Origin of the sequence: Acinetobacter sp. Root1280, assembly GCF_001425285.1 — a bacterium.
GTDB classification, from domain to species: domain Bacteria; phylum Pseudomonadota; class Gammaproteobacteria; order Pseudomonadales; family Moraxellaceae; genus Acinetobacter; species Acinetobacter guillouiae.
Genome location: NZ_LMED01000010.1, coordinates 1 through 23,733, shown reverse-complemented (window position 1 = coordinate 23,733; position 23,733 = coordinate 1). Strand labels below are relative to the sequence as shown.

Sequence of the window (23,733 nt, the reverse complement as noted above, 5' to 3'; positions counted from 1 at the left end):
TGCGAAATACAATCGCTAAAATACAGTGCTCAAAGTTTTATTAAAAAATGATGACTTGTTGATTTGCTATCGCATCAATCTCAAATTGATGATTTTAATTTTTGAAAACTGCAAAGATACAACAACTGTATCTTTACAGTAATTTTAGAGTTAATTTAAACGAATCTATGCCTGTCCATACTCAGCCATTAATGCTAAAAACTCCTGTTCATTCAGTACAGCGACACCCAGTTTCTCTGCTTTTTCAAGCTTAGAACCGGCTTTTTCACCCGCAACCACACATTTAGTTTTACTCGACACACTGCCACTGACACGCGCACCAAGTGCTTGTAGCATTTGAGTCGCATCATCACGCCCCATGGTTGCCAATGTGCCTGTAATCACCCAACTCTCACCATTTAAAGGCTGACGGGTGGGTGCAACTGGTGCATCCCAATGGATCCCAGCTGCAAGCAAACGATCAATCACTTCAAGGTTATGTGGGGCTTGGAAAAAATCAACAATCCACTCAGCGGTAATATCACCAACATCTGGAGTTTTCTTCAATGCTTCAAGATCAGCATGACGAATCGCATCCAGCGTCTGGAAAGTGTTGGCAAGCATACGTGCAGTCGTCTCGCCTACACCACGAATACCCAAGGCATAAATAAATGCAGCAAGTGTGGTTTTCTTACTGTTCTCAATCGCATCCAATAAATTTTGGACAGATTTTTCACCCATTTTTTCAATGGTCAGTAACTGTTCACGATGCTCATGTAAATGGTAAATATCCGCGACATCTTTTAACAGATCAAGATGTAACAGTGACTCTACCCAACGATCACCGAGACCTTCAATATCCATCGCTTTACGTGAAACAAAGTGGCGAATGGCCTCAATACGTTGTGCAGAACAATATAAACCACCCGAACAACGTGCCAAAGCCTCACCTTCTGGCATTACGACAGGAGAAGAACATACTGGACAATTTTCAGGTAAATGTACTTCTGTCACGTCATTTGGACGGAATTCTAACCATACTTTTTCAACTTTGGGAATCACATCACCGCTACGATAGACACTGACCGTATCGCCAATACGAACGTCCAGACGGTGAATTTCACCAATATTGTGCAAAGTCACATTAGAAACCGTTACACCGCCCACAGCCACAGGATTCAAGCGTGCTACTGGGGTTAAAGTCCCGGTACGTCCGACTTGCCAATCAATATTTTCAACCGTTGTTAAGGCTGCAACTGCGGGAAACTTATACGCTGTTGCCCAACGCGGTTCACGACTTAAAAAGCCCAGCTTTTGTTGCTGTTGAAGATCATCAACTTTGATGACCATGCCATCAATTTCAACCGCTAAATTCGGGCGCTCTTGATTGATTTGCTGATATTTTTCTTGTACTTCTTGAATACTTTCACAAATGAAATGACGTTCACCCACAGCAAAGCCAAAGTTAGTCAACCATTCAAGACTCGCTGACATCGACTCAATGCCATGATGCGGCTCACATTGTGCAATACCATAAGCATAGAATGCCAAAGGGCGAGATGCTGCAATACTTGGATCAAGCTGACGTAAACTACCTGCCGCAGCATTTCGAGGATTGGCAAAGGTCTTTTCACCTTTCGCTTCATTTTCAGCATTGAGTCGTTCAAAGCCAGCTTTTGGCATCAATACTTCACCACGAACTTCCAACAAGCGTGGCACTGCAACTTTATCCGAAGACAATACTTTCGGTAAATTACGAATAGTTTTTACATTTTGCGTAATCACTTCGCCTGTTTCACCATCACCACGGGTTACACCACGTGTCAATACACCATTTTCATACCAGAGCGAAATCGCCAATCCGTCAAATTTTAGCTCGACATCATATTGAATCTTTTGATTGGGCAATCGTTCTTCGATACGGCGGGCAAAAGCAAATAACTCGTCCTGATTAAATACATTGCCCAAGGACAGCATCGGTACAGTATGGGTAATGGTTTCAAATTTAGACAGTGGTTTTCCACCCACTTTATTGATTGGGCTATCTGCCTGAACCAATTCTGGGTATTGTTGCTCTAAAGCTTTGAGTTGGTGAAATAACTGATCATATTCACTGTCTTCAATACTCGGCTGATCCATCACATAGTAAGCGTGATTATGTTTTGCAATGAGTTGAATCAATTGACGCATTTGCGTCACGACAGGATTATTTTCCATAAATTTTTTCACCATAAAAAGGCGGAATACTCCGCCTAAAATTCTGAATACCAATTATAAAGTAAATATGACGTTATGCTAAGCGTCATGTCCTGAACGATAATCGATCGCTTTATGGCGCCAATGCTCTTTCAGTTGTGGGGTAAATTCAAGATTGTTTTCATCATAGACCGTACCATCTATTTCTCGGGCAATTAAACCAGCAATACTGACCATGGTATCAAAGCCTTTTTGCACATCTGAATGAGGAAGTGCCAAGAAAAAAGCCAAACCTTGAACTTGTTCAGTCGATAAAGTTTCTAAATCAAAACCATCTGGACCATTGTCGGTGACACGTAATACCGAAAACAGTAAATGGCTTTCTTCCTCTGGATTCTCATAACGATGGAAGCAAGAGAGTTCACCAAAACGTAAACCATATTTGAGCAACATTTTTAAGGTTTTATCCCCAGACAGTGCTTTACGTGGATTCGGATAAACATTCAGCGCAATAATGGTTTCAGCCGTAGACAATACGCTTTCATCATCATATTTTTGTTGCTCATTTAAATGAACATCTAAAATACTACTTTCCTCATCAAACTCTTTGATTTCAGCTGTTTCAACATTGGCATTAAACTGAAACGCTTCCTCTTTGTCCTGACTGACTACGGCTTTGGCAGAATCATGAGTTTGAGTCGTCGGTTCTGTTTGCACATCAAGTGCTTTTACAGACTCTGTTGCGGATTCAGTGCTTGCCGCTGTTTGCGTCTTTTCAGTTTGTGGTGTAATTGCGGCATGCTCAAGCTCAGTTGACTGAGCAACATTCGACTCCGCTGCTACATCCTCAATCTTTTGCTGTTTTTCATCTGCAACTTCGACCGAGTCTAAAGCAGTTAAATTCGGTTCAACACGCACTTGCTCTTGAGACTCACGGTCTGTTCGCAATTGATCTCGTACATGACGAGGAATTACCGGTTGTTTACAGTCTTCATTGATATGCAATTCAGACTCTAAAGAAGGTGCGGCATCATTGGGCTTTCGTAGCACCATCCTTAAACCCACCAGAATGATGATTACTGCAACAACAATTCCAATAATTGTGGTGACTTCCATACTACGACTCCGCGGCTAAACCGTATTCTCTTGCCTCTTCCAAATTCACAGTGACGAGCTTTGATGTGCCTGGTTCAGGCATCGTCACACCCAGCAAATCGGTTGCCATCGTCATTGCAACTTTATTATGTGTAATGTAAATGAATTGGACTTGATCAGAAAGCTCTTTTACTAAATTACAAAAACGACCAACGTTAGCATCGTCTAAAGGTGCATCAACTTCATCCAAAACACAGAAAGGTGCAGGATTCAAACGGAAAATAGCAAATACCAAAGCCAATGCCGTTAATGCTTTTTCACCACCAGATAACAAAGCCAATGAACTATTTTTCTTGCCGGGTGGGCGTGCCATCAACTTCACGCCAGACTGCCAGTCATCTTCAAGACTTAAACTGGCTTCACCACCATTAAAGACTTTTGGAAATAATACTTTTAATTCAGCATTAACCTGATCAAAAGTCCCCATAAATAATTTTTTGGTTTCTTGGTCAATGGTCTTCATGGCATCTTTCAACTGCCCAACCGTATTTTCCAAGTCTTGCATTTGATGGGTTAGATCTTCAAAGCGCTTAGAAACTTCTTCATATTCTGCTGAAGCGGCTAAATTGACCGCGCCTAATTTTTCAAACTGACGCTGTGCTTTCTCAAATTTTTCTTGATGTACAGGTAAATCAATCAATACACCTTGCTTAACTTCAGCATTCATCTCTTTAAGTTGATCGGAATAATGCTGTAAATCTGATTTTGCCGATTGCCAAGCCAAACGTCGCTCTTCCAGTTTTGTACGCAATTGCTCATCATTTTGCTGATGCAAATGGCGCATTTCTGTCAGTTGTTGCTGTTTGGATTGAATATTATTCAATTCAACTTGCCACTCACTCCAAGTTTTTTGCAGTTTTTCAGTTTGTTGTGCCTGCTCAGCATATTGCGATTCTAGACTCGGCAATTCCAATTGAATTGGATCTACAAACTTCTTGGCTTGCTCCATTTGCGCAATAATTTGTTGATATTGCGTTTTAGAGAAGGATAGGTCTTTGTCTAATAATTCAATTTGCTGTTTATTTTGTTCAGCTAGACGACGTGTAGTTTCAGAATCTTGCTGCTTAAGCTGTAATTGCTGTTGCTGTTCTTCAACCTGCTCATTGAGCTCATCCAACTTAAATTGCAAGGTTTTAAACTCAGGAAGATTTTGTTCAAGCTTGAGGATGACCGAATGCATATCGATTTCAAGATCATCTTTCTGCATTGCATCTTCTTCAAGTTGCTCATCTAATTGCTGTAATTGACTATTCAGCTGAACTTTCTGTAACTCAAATGCTTGTGAAGCACTTTGCTGCTTCGCAATTTGCAGATCAAACTGTTGTAGCTGTTTTTGCTGATGTTTTAGCGTGTCTTGCTCTGTTTGAATCTGTTTTTGTAGGTTCAGCAATTGCTGATTTAAATTTGGCAATACCGTTTCAGCTTCAATCAACTGTGGTTGTAGCTGTGCAAGTTGTGTTTCAATTTCTTCAAGGCGAATACGATGACTAAGTGCACCCTGTGCGGCTTGGCTCGACTCATCAAAGAACAGACCAATCACCCAATCTTGACCAACATGATAACCATCCAGCGTCAATATGCTTTGTCCTGCTTTTAACTGTGCTTGTACCGCTAAAGCTTGAGCGAGGTTTTCAATTACAGCGACTTGATTCCACAATGAATACTGTGGAGATTCAATCCAATCTGCTAAACATGCCAATCCATTCAATTGAATTTTATCTTGCGAGCTTGTTGCTTTAAGCTGGCGTGCCACACTTTCAGCAAAATCAGCATCTTGATCAACAATATGGGCTGACAACCATTTGGCTAAAAACTTTTCAACCAGCGGTGCATGTGCTTTGCCTTGTGCATTCAGCGTTAATACCTGCATCAATTGCACAGTATCAGCCTTGCTATTTACAGCACTTTTCGCCATTAATTGGGTGAGGTTTTTCTGTTCAGATTGCAACACTTGTACATCAGATTTTAAAGCTGAAATCTGAGTTTTTTGCTGATTAATGCTTTCCTGTAGTTGTTCAAACTGCTGCTTTGCTTGATTAATTTTTTGTTCTAATTCAACAATTACAGCTTGGATTGCTATTTTATCTTGCTCAAGTTGTTGAACATCTTCAGTTTGAAATTGACTTTGAACCTGAACAGCTTGGGTTTTTAAGGTGTCTTTCTGCTGTTCAATACGCTCTACATTTTTTGCAAGTTGTTCAATTTGCGCCTGCATTTGTGCTTTTTGCTGCTGTTGCTTTTCAACTTGAACTTTGACCTGTTCATACTGTTGTTGTGCTTGCAATTGCTGCGCTTTTAAATCGGTAAAGGACTGGCTACGTTGTTGTGTTTCAGACTCAGCATGTTGTAAATGTTCAGTCTGCTGCTCCAATTGACCGTGCAAGGTTTCCAATTGCAATTCCATCAACTGAATCTTTTCTTTGGTTTGAGCTTTTTGCTGTTCAAAATTTCCCAAAGCTTCTGAGTTCTGTTGAAATAAACTTTGTTTCTGTTCCAAAGTCATTTTCAACTCAGAGAGTTTTTTCTCAGCTTGTTGCCACTCATTTTGCAAAGGCGTGGACTGTTGAATCAAACGTTGGAACAACTCATTGGTTGAAGTCAGATCATGTTCCAAAGTACTCATGTCAGAGCGCACCAGTTTGAAGTGCTCTCCCAATTCGTTCATTTCAATCGTATATTGTTCTTGTAAACGAGAACTACGATCACACTGGAAAGATAGAATTTCAATCTTTAACGTACGAATTTCAGTTTCTAAAGTCTTATATTGAACCGCAGTTTCAGACTGGCGTTTTAAAGTTTTAAGCTGTGATTTGAGTTCTGAAGCAATATCTTCGAGACGGTCTAAGTTCTGCGTGGTATGTTCTAAGTGTTGTAGTGTTTCACGACGACGAGCCTGATAACGAGAAACTCCAGCAGCCTCTTCAAGAAAAATACGCATTTCTTCAGGTTTGGCATCAACCAAGCGGTTAATCATTCCCTGTTCGATGATTGCATAGGAACGAGGACCTAAACCTGTACCCAAGAAAATGTCAGTAATATCACGACGTCGGCACTTCGTCCCATTGAGAAAGTATTCAGATTTTCCATCACGATTCACCTGACGGCGAACAGCAAGTTCAGTATAGGCGTTATAAGCCCCACCTAATTTGCCATAGGTGTTTTCAAAGCGCAGTTCTACACTTGCCATACCTACAGGTTTACGTTTTGCCGTTCCTGTAAAAATAACATCCTGCATACTGCCACCACGGAGCTGGCGTGCACTGGATTCCCCCATCACCCAACGGATCGCGTCAATCACATTGGATTTACCACAACCATTAGGACCTACCACCGCTGTACGGTTATCTTTGAATTGTAGTGTTGTACTATCGGCAAAAGATTTGAAGCCTGAAAGTTTTAAGCTGCTTAAACGCATAATGTCCTAGTAATTACCGACGCGATCTCCGCGCCCAAGCGAGTTCGATTTGTTTCATCCGTGTCAGAGATTCCAACACCAGATTACGTAAGTGTCGACAAAAATCTTCCATAAATAAAGTAGCTTGTTGTGATTTTCGGATTAAAATTGCGTCAATCACCAACTTAAGCAATTCTAAAGCTTCTTGAAGCTCGCGTCTTGAAGTATTTAAGGTTAAAAAATAACTTCTTCGTAGGGATGGTAACAGCTCTTTATAAAATTTCATCAGGTAGGGATTCCCAACCATGTCCTGTTGCCCTGATAAAAATTGAAATATGCCATCATAAAACTTTTCCGTATTGCCTTGCTTCACCTGCTCAACCAAATGATTCATCATCTGCTGAATCGCTTCAGCTTCATGATTGCGCCATGTTTCACTCATACGTTGCACGATTTGACCTAATAACAATGCGCTGGTATCGAACAATGCACGGACTTGTTGTGCTGACATTTCTGAGACAATTGCACCACGACGAGGATAAATTTCAATCAGATGGGTTCTTTCTAAAAGCAAAAGGGCTTCACGTACCGAGCCACGACTGACATCCAGTTCTTTGGCAATACGTAGTTCTTGTATTCTTTCCCCTTCAACCAACTCGCCACTAATAATTTGTTCACTAATATGTTTGGCAATCTGTTCTGAAAGGCTATCCACTTCTTCCGAATGCATATAATTCCTATCTTGGTTTATTATTCTTTACTTGGACAATGTCAATTGTCATTATTTTAGTTGTACCTGATTTAATTCAATTGAAACCATGACATTGTCCGACAATTTTAATGTATTTTAAGTCAACTCAGTGTTTAGAAAAAGTACCATTGATCGGAATCTACTTAGTAATACCTTGATAAATAAAATAAAGACCGACCACTGTAAGTAAGCATGCAAAGCATTTTTTCAACATCGCAGGAGAAAGTGCATGCGCCACCTTTGCACCAAATTTGGCAGTGATAAAACTCATTACACTGATCCCAATAAAGGCATAGATATGGACATAACCAATTGAATTTTTAATTTCGGTTGGTTCTTGTGCACCAAAGAACATAAAGCCGAGCGCACCCGCAATCGCGATTGGTAAACCACAAGCTGCTGATGTTGCAACGGCTTTTTGCATCACCACACCATTTTTGTTGAGATAGGGAACGGTCAGACTTCCGCCACCAATACCAAAAATTGCCGATGCAACTCCAATTCCCCCACCAGCCAGCATTTGCATAGGTGCGGTCGGTAATTGTTTAGATTCATCAACTTTGACATTGGCCCCTTTAAACATCTTAAATGCCACCCAAATCGCAAATGCACCAATAATCAGCTGTAAATGCTGACCTGATAAAATATCTGCAATGCCAGCACCAATAAATGAGCCGATCACCAAACCTGGGGCTAAGTTTTTAAAAACATTCCAAAGTACTGCACCTTTTTTATGATGCGCTGTTACGGAACTAATTGAAGTTACAATAATTGTTGCAAGTGAAGTTCCCAATGCCATGTGCATAATGACCGAAGGATCATAGCCCATTTTGGTAAAGACCACATAGAGAATTGGTACAATAATTAAGCCACCGCCAACACCAAATAGTCCTGCGGCAAATCCTGCGATTGCACCAATACCTAAATATATGATTAACTCCATAAATGTTCCTTCACTCTTCTCAGATTCAACATGGATTTAGAGACTCGTCATCTTAGACAACTTCTTACACAAGCAAATGAACTCCCTGAAGTGCTGCTTTTAAAGCAGACGACAGCATCGACCAATGATGATGTGCGTGAAATTGCGCTCAGCGGCGTCAAGACAGTTTTGGTCTGTAGTGAAACTCAGACTCAAGGACGAGGTCAGCACCAACGGGAATGGGTTTCGCCCATTGGTAACATTTATTTAAGCACATTGCTTGAAACTCGAACACCCTTAGATGGGCGTTTAGCATTGGAAATTGCTTTAAATATCTTACAAATGCCAACACTTAAGAATTTACCAGCATTACAAATTAAATGGCCCAATGATCTATATAGCCCTCAAGGAAAGTGGGGTGGAATTTTGGTTGAGCCCATTTCACCACATCAAGCCATTGTTGGAATCGGGATCAACTTATTTCCGATCCCCAAAGAAAATGTGACCCAACAAGCCACCTCGGTAATGCAATTAGGCCTAAAATTTCCAAATCGAATCCAAATCATTGCAGAAATGTATTTGGCAATTCAACAAGCTGGACAATGGTTTGATCATGGTTGCTATAACCTCGCAGCACGATTTAATCACTATGCTGCCTTTATGGATCAGCAGGTTCATTTTGAACAAATTCAAAATTCAATTGAGGGTATTTTCAAAGGAATTTCTGATGATGGCGCACTGAATTTATTGACAGCTCAAGGCTTAGTCAATGTCTATCAAGGGCGTTTACGCTTAGCTGAAGCATAAATAACGATGTGATCTATTGTTTAAAATGAGTTAGATTGAGCATATAAATTGCTAAAAAGTGTTCGGCAATTATTTAAAACAGGGCTTTTTTCGCTATACATTTCGCTATATATTGCGCAGTAATCGTATTGATCCAAAGATCATAGCAAACAGTTACTAACAGTACGGAACAACGTTCAGCAAAATGAACCGCAGGTTATTTGCCCTATTTGATTGATCAGATTGAGATGCTCTCTAAGTCGTTCAATATTTTCAAATAAAATAATTATGCAGATTGTGTTCAGTTTCAATTAGGCAAAATCATGAAAGCACTTTGGTTAGATATTGGAAATACCCGTCTAAAATATTGGATTACTGAAAATAATCAAATTATCCAACAGGCAGCAGAATTACATCTCCAATCCCCTGCGGATCTGCTACTGGGTTTAATTCAACATTTTCGTGGTTTAGGCTTAGACAAAATTGGAATCTCCTCAGTCCAAGATAAAAAGAACAACGAACGCATTGTCCAGATTTTAAAATTACTCGATATTCCGGTGACTTTTGCCAAAGTGCATGCTGAATATGCAGGATTACGTTGTGGCTATGACCATATAGAACAACTTGGAATCGATCGTTGGTTACAAGTTTTGGCTGTGGCGAAAGCTGATGATGACTTGTGTGTGATTAGCTGCGGTACAGCTTTAACAATTGATTTAACCCAAGGGTTACAACATTTAGGCGGTTATATTCTGCCTAACCTCTATTTACAACGTGATTCTTTAATTCAAAAAACCAAAGGCATTAAAATTCCAGATGCGGCTTTTTCAGAGCTAAGTCCTGGTCGAAATACCATAGATGCAGTGCATCATGGCATTTTCTTGGGGCTGTTAAGCACCATTGAAAAAGTTCTTGAGCAACAACCACGAAAGCTTATTTTAACAGGTGGTGATGCCAATCTATTTGCACAATTTCTAGAGAAATATCAACCAAGAATTGAATCAGATTTATTACTCAAAGGCTTACAGTTCTATATAGATCGACAAACCGCTTAAACCTAAATACAATTTAATGGAAGATCAGCAATCTTCCATTTTTAATAAATAAACACAATCATAAACACGATAAAAGAGCAATCATTATGAAAACGATACCCTTACTGCTTAGTGCCTGTTTAATGAGCTTCACAATGGTGGGTTGTACCAGTTTACAAACTACGCACTCATCTTCAACAACCATGGCAACAACTGAACCTGTTATTGCTTACTTTGCTCCAGATGCAGGTGAAGAAGCCTGTGACTGCGGCTTAGTCATGGATCAGGGTTATTCACTCACACCTGTAGAAAATGGATATTTCAGAAAATTATTAGGTCGTGATAAAGATGGCCGTTTCTTAGTTCAGGACTTCTATCAAAATAGTCGTAAAAAACAATCTGACCCATTTTGGATTAAAGCCCCTCAAGGCTTAAATAGCTTTGATAGTAAATATGTCGACGGTGAAGTTGTGGGCTATTTTGAAAATGGAAAAATCAGCTTTAAATCGACCAGCCAAGACCAGAGATCAGTTGGAAAAACTGAAACATATTATACAAATGGCCAACTTGGGCTACAGGAAGAATATTCAGATGATCAGCCCATCGTTCAAAAAGTATGGTATGAAGATGGTAAACCTGCAGCTGAACTAAAATTAAGCCCAAGTGAAGATTATTCGATTCTGGACAGTAAGGTTTGGGATCAACAAGGCAATTTGATTCAAGATGAGCAACGCGCTCAGGAGATACTTGACGAGCTTTATCAAAAGCTCAATCAATAAAACAGCATCAAGATAAAATCGAATATGCAGCCTGAGTACCAGCTTGGGATTCAGGTTGTAATAGAACTGCTAACTTTTCCCAAAGTACAGTTAAGCTGGTATAGCCCTCTGCTGCCATGAAATGCCCTGCACCTTTCACCTCAATCATTTGTGAATTCAGCGAATAACCCAATTGAATACTGACAGGCGCTGGAACAAAAGGATCATTGTTAGAGAAAAAGATAAAGCGATTCAGAATATTCATTCTGAGCAGCGCATCATCGACCCGAGCGTGTTGTAAAAATAAGTTAAGTTCAGGTAAAACGGCTAAGTTTTTACTGAATCCAGCAACCAAAAATAAAGCAGCTAATTTTCGCCCCAATAATTCACTCGAAAGAAAGTCTAGACTGGCAATCCCGCCTAAACCATGTGCCACAATGATGGTATCGTCATTGAGTGACTTAATTTGCTGCGTAATATTATGCTTCCACAGCTCATATTGGGGCTGCTCTGGATGTTCTAGATCAATCACTTCACATGCATGCCCTGTAGACAATACTTGTTGCTTTAGCCACGGATACCAATGATGTTCAGGGGAGGCTTTATAACCGTGTACGATAAATACTTTTTTCATAAATAAACTTCTTATCAATTATTGTTTAAATCATATTCAAATAATGGGCTCAGAATATCTAAACAGCCAACAAAAGTATGTTATTTTTATTTAACAAAAAAGCGCCCTAAGGCGCTTTTTATAAAAAAAATGAGACTTATTTTTTATCGTTATTACCAAACAATGGTCCCATACCGCCACCACCGCCAAACTGTTTTTGCATTCCACCCAATGAGCGCATCATTTTTGCCATACCCGATGGATTGGCAAATTTCTTCATCATTTTCGCCATTTGTGCATGTTGTTTGATCAGTTTATTGACTTCAACCACATCCATACCACAGCCTGCTGCAATACGCTTTTTGCGGCTCGGATTCATTAAGTCTGGGTTACGACGTTCTTTAATGGTCATCGATTGAATAATCGCTTCCATCTTTTTCACTTGCTTTTCAGGATTTGCTTGTGCAATCGCATCTTGAATGCCTGAATTACTCATGCCAGGCAACTTATCCAAGAAGCCCATCATACCGCCCATTTTGTTCATCTGTTCAAATTGCATCAGCATGTCTTCAAAGTTGAAGCTCCCGCCCTTTTGCAATTTTTTTGCCATTTTTTCGGCTTTTTCTTTGTCGATTTTACGTTCAACTTCTTCGACTAAAGAAAGTACGTCACCCATACCTAAGATACGTTGTGCAACACGCTCAGGATGGAATGGCTCTAAGGCATCGAGTTTTTCACCCATACCTAAGAATTTAATTGGCTTACCGGTAATCGCTCGTACCGAAAGCGCCGCACCACCACGTGCATCACCATCAGTTTTGGTGAGGATAACACCCGTTAATGGTAATGCATCATTAAAGGCTTTGGCGGTATTTGCCGCATCCTGACCTGTCATTGCATCAACGACAAATAAGGTTTCAGTTGGGCCAATTGCAGCGTGTAATGCTTTAATTTCGTCCATCATGTCATCATCGACATGCAAACGCCCTGCCGTATCGACAATCAAAACATCGTTAAAGTTAATTTTGGCTTGACCAATTGCACGTTGTGCAATTTTAATCGGATCTTCAGAAGCGTCCGATTCAATAAAATCAACACCCACTTCAGCAGCAACTGTTTGCAGTTGCTTGATCGCAGCTGGACGGTAAACATCGGCAGAAACCATCGCCACTTTTTTCTTTTGACGTTCTTTTAAGAAACGTCCAAGTTTTGCCGCTGTCGTGGTTTTACCAGCACCTTGTAAACCTGCGAGAAGAATCACAACAGGTGGTTTTGCAGCTAAGTCTAGGCTTTCGTTTGCCTCACCCATCATTTTGGTGAGTTCGTCATACACAATTTTAACGAAAGCTTGACCTGGTGAAAGCTGAGTCATAACTTCTTGACCCAATGCTTCTTCCTTAACTTTCGCAATAAACTCACGAGTTACAGGCAAAGCAACATCGGCTTCAAGAAGTGCCATACGCACTTCACGTAAGGTATCTTTAATATTATCTTCGGTTAGCTGCCCAGAGCCAGTAACATTTCTGAGACTCTGCGTGAGTCGTTCTGTTAAGGTATCAAACATTGCAAAATCCGCTTAAAATAGCTAGTAGCAAAAAAATCTTTCTTAAAATAGAAAATTTATGCTCAAGATGCTATAGGATACTGTAGTTCACATGGAATTTATATCTTATAACATGAATATTCATCATCCTGAAAAAGGTTTGACATGATTAGCCTACCCTTGGTTTATACGATTTTAGCATTAATTGCCTATACCTCTTCATTTTGGTATTTGTTCATGCACTTAATGGCTAAACGTTCCGCAAACCCTTGGTTTATTGGCATCATGTCAGGTTTAGGGCTGATATTACATGCAAGTGTACTGCATAACGACATACTTACACCACTAGGGATTAATTACGACGTCTTTAACTTGATGTCTTTTACCTCTGCGTTAATGTTGGTTCTAAGTATGCTTTATAGTACCTATCGTCCTGTTCTTTCACTAAATTTGATTGGAATTCCTGTTGCCGCCTTTGGTTTGATTCTCGGTTTTTGTTTTAGTAAACCAGATCAATTTATTGAACAGCATTCTATCGGTTTAGACATCCATATCATTCTGTCTTTATCTGCTTATGCCGTTTTACTCATGGCAACCATACAAGCCGTTTTGATTTGGTTTCAAAACCGTGAACTCAAAAAGAAACAAAAAAAACGTATTTGGGTCAACTTCTTACCGTCATATCAAGCCATGGAATCCTTACTTTTTGATATGCTCATTACTGGTTTTGTTTTATTAACTGTCGCCCTATGTTTTGGTTTCTTTACCATTGATGACTTCTTTGCACAGCACCTAGCACATAAGACCGTGTTTAGTATTGTGTCTTGGTTTGTTTACGGTGCGTTGTTAATTGGTCACTATAAGTTTGGCTGGCGTGGTCAAAAAGCCATTCGCTTTACCATGATCGGATTCTTTTTATTGGCGGTTGGCTTTATTGGCTCTAAATTTGTTTTGGAAATGATTTTGCATCGGTGATAAAAAATCAGTTATTAAACGACTAGTACATATTACGAATTAAGATAAAACTATGGAAATCAGCTCTTTTTTTGACTATCTAAAAAATCTAGAAGAAGAAAGGGTCATCAATGATTTCCATATTATTCAACATTCAAACTCTTCATTTCTTTTTCCTCAAGTTATTATAAAAGTAAATTTAGTTTATTGGTTATTTCATACAAATGCTGACACGGATGAAATTGAATTTCAAATACTGCCAGAATTTATTATCCATAAAAATGATACCATTAAGCATAATTTTACCTTTCATTTAAATAATTTTGCGATCGGAACTGTATATGCAATAGTGAATGAAAGAGGATATACTGATGGGGTGAAATTTTCTATTTACGACCATAAATCACTAAAAAATAATAAATTTTATGGTGTTTTAACATTATTTTCTTTATAGGGTATAAAATATCGATTTGAACATAATGCAATAGATCAATGTTTTTTAGGTTAGCTAGGCATTATTGCTTTAATTTTTATAGACAACCCTTTCAAAAAAAAGTATAACGCACCTGTTTTTAACTCTTAGGTAAAATCACATTGAAACTTATACTCGCCCCAATGGAAGGCTTAACCGACCCTATCATGCGTGACGTTCTCACACATGTCGGTAGCTTTGACTGGTGCGTGACTGAGTTTATCCGTGTAACGGATTCGGTCTTACCTGACCATGTTTACCATAGCTATTGTCCAGAATTAAACAATCAAGGCAAGACAGCTGCTGGCACACCAGTACACGTTCAGTTTTTAGGAAATAATCCTGAAATGCTCGCAGCCAATGCGGTCCGCGCTGCTGAGTTAGGTGCTCCTGCAATCGATATGAATTTTGGTTGCCCTGCCAAAACAGTAAACCGTCATAGAGGTGGTTCAGTACTTCTCGATGAGCCTGAAGTTGTACATGAGTTGGTCAAGGCTGTACGTGATGCTGTACCCAAACACATCCCTGTATCAGCAAAAATGCGTTTAGGTTATATGGACCGAAATTTTACCCTTGAAAATGCGCATGCCATTGAAGATGCTGGCGCAGCGTGGGTCACTGTCCATGCTCGGACCAAAGCTGATGGTTACACCCCACCAGCATTTTGGGATCAGCTACAGCCTATTCGTGAAGCACTCAAGATCAATGTGATTGCCAATGGTGAAATCTGGACCAATGCTGATGCGAAACAATGCCAACTTGAATCAGGTTGCCAAGATTTGATGATTGGTCGTGGTGCTGTGACTACACCAGATCTCACCCAGTGCATTCGTAAAAATACGGATGAACCACTTATCACTTGGTCTGAACTATTAAATTTACAAATTCGTTTTTTAAATGGCCCATATAAAAAAGAGCTGAACATGGTCGGCCGTTATAAACAATGGATTGGGATGATGTCTAAGCATTACCCCGAAGCCAAAGCCTTATGGGATGAAATCAAACGGTTGAAAAAAATTGACGAAGTGCTGGAGAAATTGAATCCTGCACATTCTTAAATTTCTTCATCAATCTCTAAAATTGCTTTAATTTCTTCAGGTTGAAATTCTTTTGATAATTCAGAAGTTGGATTCAATACCAATGTTGCCCCCTGAGTCATTTCAAAAAACTGCCGTGTATTTAAAGTGATATATTCGGCATCGACGCCAATATCATTTTGAATGGTTTCTAGCTCTATGAAGAATGGTATTGCTTGATCGCCTTCTGGTGTTTCTAGAATACGGAATTGAATTTTTTTATGCTGATCTTGTGTTGCCAAACAATAAATATCCGATGCTAAAAGCAGATCGATAAAATCAGGGATCAATTCGTAGTTTTCTTGGGTGTTGATAAAGAGTTGTTGTAAATTTTGCATGTTGTTGATTATCTATTTTTGGTGCCATTAATATAGCTTATTCGCAGTAGATATGGAATTGACCTGAGTGCTAAATTGGATATCCTAAAGCTTCGAATTTCAAATTTAATAAAACAATGATTTTTCATAATTTTCATCTTAAAAAATTTTAAAGTTCACACTCATTGTTTTATTTATTATATATATTAAATTGACCAAAATTATTAATTGGATCACAATTCACTTCTAAACTAAATCTTTTATAATTATAGTTATTAACCATTATTTCATCTTTATTCCTGTTAAATTTATAGAAATTATCATGATTACCATCAAACCCAATTAAGCTCAAAATAGATTTAACATTATTCTTATCTAGATCTGAAATTTTATTACAATCATCAAACCTATATTCAATCGTTTTAACACCAAAACCATTTTCCTCAGGGCCAATAATTAAAATAGAACTTCCAATTTCTAAAATCAAAGGATTTACATTGTCGTTAAAATTTACTTTTTTGTAGTCATTTTCACTTATGATTTTTTTATAAAATAAGCCATCAACCAGATTTTTAAATAAAACATTATCTATTCGTTTCCTATCTTGGTGTGCAACGCTATGGTATGACGTAGACAAGCTTCTAGGCGTACAATCTGCACTCGCACATGGGTCATTTACTCTGTTTTCACTTGCCTCCATACTCTCAAAATGAATATCAGATTTATTCTTAGAAACATAAAATACAAGAGAAACAAAAAGTAGTACTAAAAATATTTTTTTCATTCCAACCTTTTTTCATTATTGACTAATGTATTAATCACTAGCATTTACTTTTGTTACACCATTACTCTTATAAATATAAAAGGCAGTATAATTATTTGTTTGATCAGTATTAAACTCAAACCAAAAACCTGAAACTTTAATTCTATTTGTGACTAAGAATTCTCCATACTTATGTACTCTATTCTCAATATCTGTTATGTGCTCATGCAATAGTTTTTCGTAAACATCCATTAAATCTTTTCATTCAATCCTAAAATATTTGTAAAGATCATTGGAACTTCTGGATCCAAATTAATTTTCTTATATCTTCCAGTAACTTCATCATAATCATGACCTAAATAGATTACTATTTTACGTTGAGACTTAAGATTCTCTCCAGTTGAATATATTGTAGATGAGATTTCAGGTAGTTCGTCACCACGACCAAAAAAGAAGATCTTATTTATACCATATGAATTTGGTTCAATTTCATAACGTTTCTTACTCAAGGGAGCATTTTTCTTATGCTCAATGTATCCTGATTTTAAAATTTCATTTTTAATTCTATAAAAATCAATAGAAATAGCTTCCAATTTAAGCTGATTCACTGGGGCATTTTTACTAAAATCCACTTCTGGGGCTATTAGACGTTCACTATTATTTTTAAAAATATAATAATTTGTATGATCTTCAATACTCCTACCAAAACTATAGGACGTTATAAAAAAGCATATCAAAATTATTATTTTAAGTTTAATAATATAATGATTTTTCATAATTTTTATCTGTCATTTTTGTATAGTATACAGTATAAGCAAAACTATTGACTTGGCCTTTCCCTACAAACCATTCAGGTTCAGATTCCAAGATAATATGTACACCATTAAAATTCTTTTCAGTAATAACCTTTCCGTACTGATCCCCACCTTGACATCGCCCTTTAGTTAAAAAATTTTCTATGAAGTTATCAAGACTACTTTTATCTAAAGCTGCTGAATTTATTAAGAAAATTTGATCAGAAATTGATTGATAGATATTTTTATGGATATTTTCATCAAATGGAACGAAATTATCACTAGCATAATAATTTGTATTTGGACCTTGTCCTGTAGTTCGTACTTCTAATGTAGACATATGATGATAATTATCTTCAAAATTTTCATTGTGAACTATTCCATTATCAAAACCTTGAGTAGCTGATAATCGATCTATAACTTTTAACTTCAAATAATTTGAATTCATTTCCTTATATTTGCTATATATTTTTTTAAAATTATAGTCCAAATACAAATCATGATTAACAACAAATAAATTAATATCTCTCGATATGTCCTTTAAGTCACTTTGAGTATCGCTTTTTTTAGTTTTTTTATTTATCTGACATAGATGATCTAATGGCTCATTAGGAGCACATGCAAATAGAAAAAAAGAATATATAAAAATAGTTAAAATTTTCCTCATAACTCATTAAGCCTTATCAAAGGTATAAAATTTTTATATAATTTTCAACACCATAGATATAGAAAACTAATATATTGATGTTTCATATTTTTTATCCGTTTTCTTTGTAAAATAAGCTGTAAAAAAAAGACTGGTTAATTTTTCATTTTTATTTCCTGATGCTTCTAAAATAATATGAATATCATTTACATTCCACTCTAGCACTTCTTCTTGTGACGAAGTGCTGCACTCGAGCCTTTTAATAAAAAGATTAATATTTTTATCTAAATCTTTATAATCTACTTTATTTCCATTGATCACATAAATTTGATCACCCAACATTTTAGCAATAGTATTGAAAATTTTATCATCGTAAGGTACATAATTCGTACTTTTAAAAAATATGTAATTTGTCTTAAAGTTTATATGTGTATCTAGATTAGACATATAATGCTTATTTTCTTCAACATTATTACCGACAGTACCATCTGCAAACCCTATTTCAGCAGGAAGTTTATCTAAAACCTTTAAAACCATGTAATTGCTATTTAATTTTTTATATCTGTTAATTATTTCTTTTTGATGATAATTTAAAAAAATTCTATTTTCATCTACAAAACTAGAAATATTTTTTCCAACTTTAATATCATAACTATTTCCAACATCTGAATTTTCACTATTTTTTAAACTATAATTATCCTTATTTGAGTCAAATGAGCAAGCTGATAGATTTATTAAAGCTATCACCAAAATGAAAGATTTCATAACACCACCATCTCTAATAACCTAATAAATAATTATACCTGATGTCTAAAATCATTAAGATTAATGTTTGAATATTGAAAAAAGTGATAATTCCAAATCTTTATACTCATTGTATTTTTTAGTTTTGCAATCGATATCTCTAATTTCGCCGCTAGCAACTTTAGCTGCAATAAATTTTTTATTAATTGTAGATACTTCATATACAACTTCATTCTCATCAAAAGAACCTGAATATATACCAGTTCGAGGATTAAATTTACCATCCTTAATATTGTTAATTAAATTACTTAAAACTTTGTCATAGATTAATTCAGAATCGGTATCACTTACTGCAGAAATCACATCTATAAGTGCACTTTTTATAAGTTTTCCTTTAAAAATTTGGGGATCAGATCTAACTTCAAAATTAATATATTTAACATAAGTGCCTGCTGAAATAATTAGAATTTTGCCTACCACATCGTAGTTATCATCAACAATATCGATATAACCTTGATTTTCATATACATCCATATTATTCAAGGAAGTGGATTTTTGAATTTTATTATAAAAATCAATAACATTTACTCCTAAGTTCTTTTCTATAGGACTCTCCATTGAACTTTCAAATGGTAAATATTTATTTATATCCAAACTAACATTAGGCTCAGGAGTAAGGCAAAATTTATTTATTACCTCATCATTTTTATCACCAGATGATATTACTTTTCCATCACAACCGATCGTAAATATTAAAAATAAGAATCCAATATATATTTTAATTTTCACCCATATCAACTTAAACACCTATATTTTAAAATAATTTCAACTAATTTACTGTATAAAACATATAACAATAAAATCAAAAATCACATTTCTTGGGGATCTCGTCACTTTGATAAATATTAAAATAAGTATTATTTTTTATTTGTTCTGTATTTAACTCAAACCAATAATCTTGTACTTTCACTCTTGTTGTCACTAAAAACCCACAATACTCATTCACATTTTTTTTTATATTCAAAATATGCTGGTTTATAAGTGAACCATATATTTCTTTCGCTTTTTTTTCATCAATCACGTTTAAAGCAGAAATAAAGCTTGTAGGAATAGTTGTATCAGTACTCATTTGTTTAAATTTTTCTCCATCATATCCAGCGCTCAACCCTAAACGAATACTTTCAAGTTGATTAAATTTTGAGCTCGTTGCATAGATTTCAGAAAAAAGGTCTGGTTTTTCATTGCCATTATTAAAAAAATATATTTTTTTTGTAGTTGAATTATACGATATAACTTCATAGCGCTTAATACTAGAGACTTTATCAGTATTAATATATCCTTTTTTTTCAAGAATATTTATTATCTTTCTAAAATCCACAGGCATCCCTTTTAAATTAAGCTGATTTACTGGTGCAAACCTTGAGTAATTTATTTCAGAAGATGATTCTAAATTTGATTTTTTTTCAAAAACATATATCCTTTCGTCCAACTTATTACTACTCTTTTCTACATTATTCCCAGAACTACACGATGAAATTAAAAAAGAAAATATTAAAAAATTAATTTTTAAAAAAATATTCATAACTACTATCCACCATTTATTAGTTCATGCTTTTATCTTGACGCATAATATCCCATTGCCATTTAAAAAAAGTAAATGGCTTTTTCCCGGTATGAAAAGGATTGTTATTGCCTAAACTATCTGTCATATAATCCATATAATTTTCAGTAAAACCACGATAAAAAGTATGTTTTGCCATACTTCCTTTTTGGAAAGTATGAGGTAATGAAAAAGAATGCCCAAGCTCGTGAGGATAAGAATGTGCATGATTCAAATTTGATTTAAAAACAATAACCATATCCCCCCAGACATGACCATCTAAAGTACAAACTCCTCCAGCAGCTGTCTGCTTTGTAGTCAAAAATACAAATGTCTTTTTACTATTTGAAGTCCCATTACCATTTTGATCAATTCCTCCATTGACTTGTATTGGACCATACTTATTATATAATTCTCGTAATGCTCGTGCATTGGTATTGAAAGTTCCTTCTCCCTTTGGGAGAAGGCTAGGATGAGGGTACTTTTATGTTGATTAATGGTTTTAAAAAGGACTTATGAAAGAAGTCTAATATTTACCAAAGGATCTGTTTGATATTTTGTTAAGTCTAATATGGCTTCTCTTTTAATTTCCGCACGAATTAAAGCTTGATTAAATGCTATACGTTTTATTAGGTATTCATAAGCATCAACACGATCTGGTAAAACGGGTTTTCCACCTCTATATTCAGTAACTACTGGTATTAATATAATATCTGCATGCTTTATAATATCATTCTTATAAAGCATTAACTTTCCAACTTCAACCTTCACACTTCCCTTCTTTGCAAAAACCTTAATCTCTTCATGATTAGTTAACCAACCACCTTCACACTTAATTAAAATACTGCGAGCTAAATGATAAAATTGTTTTTTCCCATCAAAATCTAATACTTTCTTTTTAAATGCACTTTCTAAAGGAATATTTTTAGGAGATATCTGAATAAATTTATTTTGACATTGAAAAATTAACTCTGTCCCATCGTTGCTTAAAGGCTCAATTTCTTCTATATATAAATCTAATTTTAACCCATCTTTTGTCATTGTAGAGATATGAGGACTATTAGAACCATTAATATAAGAAAATAAACTCAACCATGCAGGAAAATATTCTTTCCCATAGGGTGCTATTGGATTCTTAACATCAGTTTTGTACTCATTTTTTAATTTTTCCACATCAATGCAAAATGGGCTTTTTGTATTACCCGCTTCTGCAACAAATTTATTAGCATAAAGATAATCATCTCTTAACCAATCAAATCCATAATTACCACTATAGTCTTGAGGTCTCCGAAAATGAACTAAAAATTTTTTCAAACACGTTGCACATGAAGTGCCCGCTGTAGGACTTGCACCACCAACACCCATCTTAAACCTCCAAATTAATCAAATTTTTTATAAAAACGTTATGATGAAATTCTTTTCCCAATACATACTCTTTATATGATTGGATATCATTGGAATAATTTTCTTGAAGTGAACCCAATAAATCTTTTTGTTTTAAAAACTCTATTTTTTCTGGATAAATAATTGAAAGATTTTCTTGAAGATTAGAATAGCTAAGACTCTGATTTAACCGCTCAATTGCTTTAAAAAAAAATTTAAAATCATACCCTAAAACTACACTTTTATAGCTTTCCAAAAGTGTATAAAAAGCATCTACATAAGATACTTGCTCCGCAATACTGTAATGCTGCATTTCATTTTGGAGCCAAAGATATTGCGGATCATTTGGATAATCTATTCCCAAATAAACATGGCTCTTCACCATATATTTGAGTGTATAAATTTGATTGATGCCTTTTTCAACATATAGATTGATCAGGCTTTGGACAGGTTTTAATAGCTGATCAAATTGCCTATTCAGTTTAAGGGCTGGGTTTTCTTTTATAATTTCATAGACAAGGTCATATAAAAATTCTTTATTTTGCTCAACATCTAATTCATATAATTTTTCTTGGCTGAGTATGAACATTATGCATTCTCCAATACCATTAATTGATTAGAATCTACATCCTGATAATTTCGAATTGAAATGATCCATTTTGTAATACCCTCAAAAAACTCATCTTCTTGTTGATCTGTCAGTATTTTATGAATTTTTTTAACAATTCTTGGATCAAACCATCTAAATAATTTTTGTGTACCATCAGGAAATTCTACTGTGAGATAGCGTTTCATTTTTTTAACAAACTGAGCCAAATCCAATGAACTGAATACCAGATTTAACGCCTGTTCATCTTTCCATGTTTGATAAATAAAGCTAAACCCTTCTTCTTCGAGCACCTCTAAATCATTGATTAAGACAAGTACAGGGGCTACTTCAAAAGGTGCATTGCCCTCCGTTGTACCTGAAAATAATGAATAAAACTCTAACCTTGCGTCATTTCGCCATGTATTGATAAAGTGCAAAGTTTGATCTGAAACTTGCGCTGCATCCAAGATTAAATACATGTTCAAATCATGTTGATCATCTTCGATACAGCTTTTTATATTTTTAAATGGAACAATTTTTCTTTTCATTTTATTTATCAACAAATGCCATTCCAAACTTTGCAGCATCTAACAAACAAGGCTTACAAATATTTTCATAGAATGATGGAAGTGAATAATCGACTTTTGCTCCACCAATAAAACTATGTTGCCCTGCCTTCACTTCGAACTTAGCAGCCGTAGTCACAAATACACCTGAACCATTAATCTTTAATTGAGAGCCACCAGAGGTGATAATAATTTCTTTGAGACTCTTTAGCTCAATCATCTCCTCAGTCGAAATGATTTGAATACCTTTACGTGCAATCAAATCCGCACCATCACCTTGTGCTTGGATCTCAACCTTACCTTTCCCAGCAAAAAGTCTTGCACCTTCTTGTGCCGCAAAAAGACTAATCTTTGATTGTGCATGTGCAACTAAATTCTTTTGCGTACTCAGGTTGATACTATCACCTGCGGTATAACTGATTTGTTTATCCGCAGAAAGATGTAAGTCTTCATTGCTTGCCAATGCAATTGAATTCGGTGCAGCTAAAATCATCAAAGCTTGTTTAAATGCATCCGCTTTGTCTTTTTCACCTTTTTCGATTTGATCAAGAAATTGCTTGAGATTTTCCAATACATCCAGTGGATCAGTTTGCTGATTCTTGGCAACTTCACTTAAGGCTTTAGAGTTATTTAGACTGCTTTCTAACTGACTTTTCGCTGCAGTTGCATCAAGATGATTGCCTGAAGCTGAGTCTTGA

General features: G+C 36.1%; 25 protein-coding genes. 6 read left to right on the top strand and 19 right to left on the bottom strand.

Translation table 11 applies throughout. The features are described from left to right. Window positions 1–165: 165 nt before the first annotated feature. The 5 genes from ligA to ASC84_RS09170 form a co-directional block, all read right to left on the bottom strand. A complete protein-coding gene (gene ligA / locus ASC84_RS09190; RefSeq protein WP_016539469.1) occupies window positions 166–2,196 on the bottom strand; it encodes an NAD-dependent DNA ligase LigA in 2,031 nt (676 codons plus the stop codon). 78 nt (window positions 2,197–2,274) lie between these two features. Further along, on the bottom strand, window positions 2,275–3,291 hold the full coding sequence (locus tag ASC84_RS09185) for a cell division protein ZipA C-terminal FtsZ-binding domain-containing protein (RefSeq protein ID WP_056513951.1): 1,017 nt from the start codon (window positions 3,289–3,291) through the stop codon (window positions 2,275–2,277). Between the two features lies 1 nt (window position 3,292). Continuing rightward, window positions 3,293–6,745 carry a chromosome segregation protein SMC gene (smc, locus tag ASC84_RS09180; protein WP_056513941.1) on the bottom strand — a complete coding sequence of 1,151 codons (3,453 nt, stop codon included), beginning with the start codon at window positions 6,743–6,745 and terminating at the stop codon, window positions 3,293–3,295. A 13-nt stretch (window positions 6,746–6,758) separates the two neighbouring features. After that, complete coding sequence (locus ASC84_RS09175) at window positions 6,759–7,454, bottom strand: GntR family transcriptional regulator (protein ID WP_004724049.1); 696 nt, start codon at window positions 7,452–7,454, stop codon at window positions 6,759–6,761. Window positions 7,455–7,614: 160 nt separating this feature from the next. Further along, on the bottom strand, window positions 7,615–8,418 hold the full coding sequence (locus ASC84_RS09170) for a sulfite exporter TauE/SafE family protein (protein ID WP_004724050.1): 804 nt from the start codon (window positions 8,416–8,418) through the stop codon (window positions 7,615–7,617). Window positions 8,419–8,448: 30 nt separating this feature from the next. Between ASC84_RS09170 and ASC84_RS09165 the strand changes: the two genes are divergently transcribed. From ASC84_RS09165 to ASC84_RS09155, 3 genes are all read left to right on the top strand, one after another. Further along, window positions 8,449–9,204 carry a biotin--[acetyl-CoA-carboxylase] ligase gene (locus ASC84_RS09165; protein ID WP_056513939.1) on the top strand — a complete coding sequence of 252 codons (756 nt, stop codon included), beginning with the start codon at window positions 8,449–8,451 and terminating at the stop codon, window positions 9,202–9,204. Window positions 9,205–9,506: 302 nt separating this feature from the next. Further along, window positions 9,507–10,238, top strand: coding sequence for a type III pantothenate kinase (locus tag ASC84_RS09160; RefSeq protein WP_004724053.1), 732 nt, complete (start codon window positions 9,507–9,509; stop codon window positions 10,236–10,238). Between the two features lie 86 nt (window positions 10,239–10,324). After that, the gene (locus ASC84_RS09155; RefSeq protein ID WP_056513935.1) at window positions 10,325–10,996 is read left to right on the top strand and encodes a toxin-antitoxin system YwqK family antitoxin; all 672 of its coding nucleotides are present in this window, start codon (window positions 10,325–10,327) and stop codon (window positions 10,994–10,996) included. A 7-nt stretch (window positions 10,997–11,003) separates the two neighbouring features. Here the strand turns inward: ASC84_RS09155 and ASC84_RS09150 are convergent, their stop codons facing one another. Continuing rightward, a complete protein-coding gene (locus tag ASC84_RS09150; RefSeq protein ID WP_056513933.1) occupies window positions 11,004–11,609 on the bottom strand; it encodes an alpha/beta hydrolase in 606 nt (201 codons plus the stop codon). A 136-nt stretch (window positions 11,610–11,745) separates the two neighbouring features. Then, window positions 11,746–13,152, bottom strand: coding sequence for a signal recognition particle protein (ffh, locus tag ASC84_RS09145; RefSeq protein ID WP_004817818.1), 1,407 nt, complete (start codon window positions 13,150–13,152; stop codon window positions 11,746–11,748). A 144-nt stretch (window positions 13,153–13,296) separates the two neighbouring features. Here ffh and ASC84_RS09140 point away from each other — a divergent pair, with 144 nt between their 5' ends. The 3 genes from ASC84_RS09140 to ASC84_RS09130 all read left to right on the top strand — a co-directional run bounded on the left by ASC84_RS09140 (window position 13,297) and on the right by ASC84_RS09130 (window position 15,615). Further along, window positions 13,297–14,106 (top strand): inner membrane protein YpjD, encoded by an 810-nt coding sequence (locus ASC84_RS09140; protein ID WP_004724062.1) that lies wholly within the window; start codon window positions 13,297–13,299, stop codon window positions 14,104–14,106. A 52-nt stretch (window positions 14,107–14,158) separates the two neighbouring features. After that, window positions 14,159–14,539 carry a DUF6334 family protein gene (locus ASC84_RS09135; RefSeq protein WP_056513930.1) on the top strand — a complete coding sequence of 127 codons (381 nt, stop codon included), beginning with the start codon at window positions 14,159–14,161 and terminating at the stop codon, window positions 14,537–14,539. A 140-nt stretch (window positions 14,540–14,679) separates the two neighbouring features. After that, window positions 14,680–15,615, top strand: a complete 936-nt coding sequence (locus ASC84_RS09130; protein ID WP_201784136.1) for a tRNA-dihydrouridine synthase — start codon at window positions 14,680–14,682, stop codon at window positions 15,613–15,615. Here the strand turns inward: ASC84_RS09130 and ASC84_RS09125 are convergent. From ASC84_RS09125 to ASC84_RS09070, 12 genes are all read right to left on the bottom strand, one after another. Continuing rightward, the gene (locus tag ASC84_RS09125; RefSeq protein WP_056513923.1) at window positions 15,612–15,971 is read right to left on the bottom strand and encodes an SseB family protein; all 360 of its coding nucleotides are present in this window, start codon (window positions 15,969–15,971) and stop codon (window positions 15,612–15,614) included. The genes ASC84_RS09130 and ASC84_RS09125 overlap by 4 nt on opposite strands. Window positions 15,972–16,140: 169 nt before the next feature. Beyond that, window positions 16,141–16,734, bottom strand: coding sequence for a hypothetical protein (locus ASC84_RS09120; RefSeq protein ID WP_056513921.1), 594 nt, complete (start codon window positions 16,732–16,734; stop codon window positions 16,141–16,143). Window positions 16,735–16,964: 230 nt separating this feature from the next. Then, window positions 16,965–17,489 carry a hypothetical protein gene (locus ASC84_RS09115; RefSeq protein WP_227515127.1) on the bottom strand — a complete coding sequence of 175 codons (525 nt, stop codon included), beginning with the start codon at window positions 17,487–17,489 and terminating at the stop codon, window positions 16,965–16,967. After that, entirely contained in the window at window positions 17,467–18,174 is a 708-nt protein-coding gene (locus ASC84_RS09110; protein ID WP_004724072.1) for a hypothetical protein, read from the bottom strand. The genes ASC84_RS09115 and ASC84_RS09110 overlap by 23 nt, the downstream gene beginning before the upstream one ends. A 66-nt stretch (window positions 18,175–18,240) precedes the next feature. Beyond that, window positions 18,241–18,918 (bottom strand): hypothetical protein, encoded by a 678-nt coding sequence (locus ASC84_RS09105; RefSeq protein ID WP_056513917.1) that lies wholly within the window; start codon window positions 18,916–18,918, stop codon window positions 18,241–18,243. A gap of 60 nt (window positions 18,919–18,978) precedes the next feature. Beyond that, window positions 18,979–19,686, bottom strand: coding sequence for a hypothetical protein (locus ASC84_RS09100; RefSeq protein ID WP_227515126.1), 708 nt, complete (start codon window positions 19,684–19,686; stop codon window positions 18,979–18,981). 73 nt (window positions 19,687–19,759) lie between these two features. Further along, complete coding sequence (locus ASC84_RS09095; RefSeq protein WP_056513911.1) at window positions 19,760–20,479, bottom strand: hypothetical protein; 720 nt, start codon at window positions 20,477–20,479, stop codon at window positions 19,760–19,762. A 19-nt stretch (window positions 20,480–20,498) separates the two neighbouring features. Continuing rightward, window positions 20,499–20,819, bottom strand: coding sequence for a hypothetical protein (locus tag ASC84_RS09090; RefSeq protein ID WP_056513908.1), 321 nt, complete (start codon window positions 20,817–20,819; stop codon window positions 20,499–20,501). 191 nt (window positions 20,820–21,010) lie between these two features. After that, the gene (locus tag ASC84_RS09085) at window positions 21,011–21,862 is read right to left on the bottom strand and encodes a hypothetical protein (RefSeq protein ID WP_227515125.1); all 852 of its coding nucleotides are present in this window, start codon (window positions 21,860–21,862) and stop codon (window positions 21,011–21,013) included. A gap of 1 nt (window position 21,863) precedes the next feature. Next, the gene (locus ASC84_RS09080; RefSeq protein ID WP_056513903.1) at window positions 21,864–22,469 is read right to left on the bottom strand and encodes a hypothetical protein; all 606 of its coding nucleotides are present in this window, start codon (window positions 22,467–22,469) and stop codon (window positions 21,864–21,866) included. Next, a complete protein-coding gene (locus ASC84_RS09075; RefSeq protein WP_056513901.1) occupies window positions 22,469–23,017 on the bottom strand; it encodes a DUF4123 domain-containing protein in 549 nt (182 codons plus the stop codon). Before ASC84_RS09075 ends, ASC84_RS09080 begins: the two co-directional genes overlap by 1 nt. A gap of 1 nt (window position 23,018) precedes the next feature. After that, the coding region (locus ASC84_RS09070) for a DUF2345 domain-containing protein (RefSeq protein ID WP_155860338.1) at window positions 23,019–23,733 on the bottom strand (715 nt) is incomplete at its 5' end.

What these genes read in the sequence shown, in the direction of transcription:
- ligA (WP_016539469.1), bottom strand. Translation starts at nt 2,196, where the DNA reads ATGGAAAATAATCCTGTCGTGACGCAAATGCGTCAATTGATTCAACTC.
- ASC84_RS09185 (WP_056513951.1), bottom strand. Translation starts at nt 3,291, where the DNA reads ATGGAAGTCACCACAATTATTGGAATTGTTGTTGCAGTAATCATCATT.
- smc (WP_056513941.1), bottom strand. Translation starts at nt 6,745, where the DNA reads ATGCGTTTAAGCAGCTTAAAACTTTCAGGCTTCAAATCTTTTGCCGAT.
- ASC84_RS09175 (WP_004724049.1), bottom strand. Translation starts at nt 7,454, where the DNA reads ATGCATTCGGAAGAAGTGGATAGCCTTTCAGAACAGATTGCCAAACAT.
- ASC84_RS09170 (WP_004724050.1), bottom strand. Translation starts at nt 8,418, where the DNA reads ATGGAGTTAATCATATATTTAGGTATTGGTGCAATCGCAGGATTTGCC.
- ASC84_RS09165 (WP_056513939.1), top strand. Translation starts at nt 8,449, where the DNA reads ATGGATTTAGAGACTCGTCATCTTAGACAACTTCTTACACAAGCAAAT.
- ASC84_RS09160 (WP_004724053.1), top strand. Translation starts at nt 9,507, where the DNA reads ATGAAAGCACTTTGGTTAGATATTGGAAATACCCGTCTAAAATATTGG.
- ASC84_RS09155 (WP_056513935.1), top strand. Translation starts at nt 10,325, where the DNA reads ATGAAAACGATACCCTTACTGCTTAGTGCCTGTTTAATGAGCTTCACA.
- ASC84_RS09150 (WP_056513933.1), bottom strand. Translation starts at nt 11,609, where the DNA reads ATGAAAAAAGTATTTATCGTACACGGTTATAAAGCCTCCCCTGAACAT.
- ffh (WP_004817818.1), bottom strand. Translation starts at nt 13,152, where the DNA reads ATGTTTGATACCTTAACAGAACGACTCACGCAGAGTCTCAGAAATGTT.
- ASC84_RS09140 (WP_004724062.1), top strand. Translation starts at nt 13,297, where the DNA reads ATGATTAGCCTACCCTTGGTTTATACGATTTTAGCATTAATTGCCTAT.
- ASC84_RS09135 (WP_056513930.1), top strand. Translation starts at nt 14,159, where the DNA reads ATGGAAATCAGCTCTTTTTTTGACTATCTAAAAAATCTAGAAGAAGAA.
- ASC84_RS09125 (WP_056513923.1), bottom strand. Translation starts at nt 15,971, where the DNA reads ATGCAAAATTTACAACAACTCTTTATCAACACCCAAGAAAACTACGAA.
- ASC84_RS09120 (WP_056513921.1), bottom strand. Translation starts at nt 16,734, where the DNA reads ATGAAAAAAATATTTTTAGTACTACTTTTTGTTTCTCTTGTATTTTAT.
- ASC84_RS09115 (WP_227515127.1), bottom strand. Translation starts at nt 17,489, where the DNA reads ATGAAAAATCATTATATTATTAAACTTAAAATAATAATTTTGATATGC.
- ASC84_RS09110 (WP_004724072.1), bottom strand. Translation starts at nt 18,174, where the DNA reads ATGAGGAAAATTTTAACTATTTTTATATATTCTTTTTTTCTATTTGCA.
- ASC84_RS09105 (WP_056513917.1), bottom strand. Translation starts at nt 18,918, where the DNA reads ATGAAATCTTTCATTTTGGTGATAGCTTTAATAAATCTATCAGCTTGC.
- ASC84_RS09095 (WP_056513911.1), bottom strand. Translation starts at nt 20,479, where the DNA reads ATGAATATTTTTTTAAAAATTAATTTTTTAATATTTTCTTTTTTAATT.
- ASC84_RS09085 (WP_227515125.1), bottom strand. Translation starts at nt 21,862, where the DNA reads ATGGGTGTTGGTGGTGCAAGTCCTACAGCGGGCACTTCATGTGCAACG.
- ASC84_RS09080 (WP_056513903.1), bottom strand. Translation starts at nt 22,469, where the DNA reads ATGTTCATACTCAGCCAAGAAAAATTATATGAATTAGATGTTGAGCAA.
- ASC84_RS09075 (WP_056513901.1), bottom strand. Translation starts at nt 23,017, where the DNA reads ATGAAAAGAAAAATTGTTCCATTTAAAAATATAAAAAGCTGTATCGAA.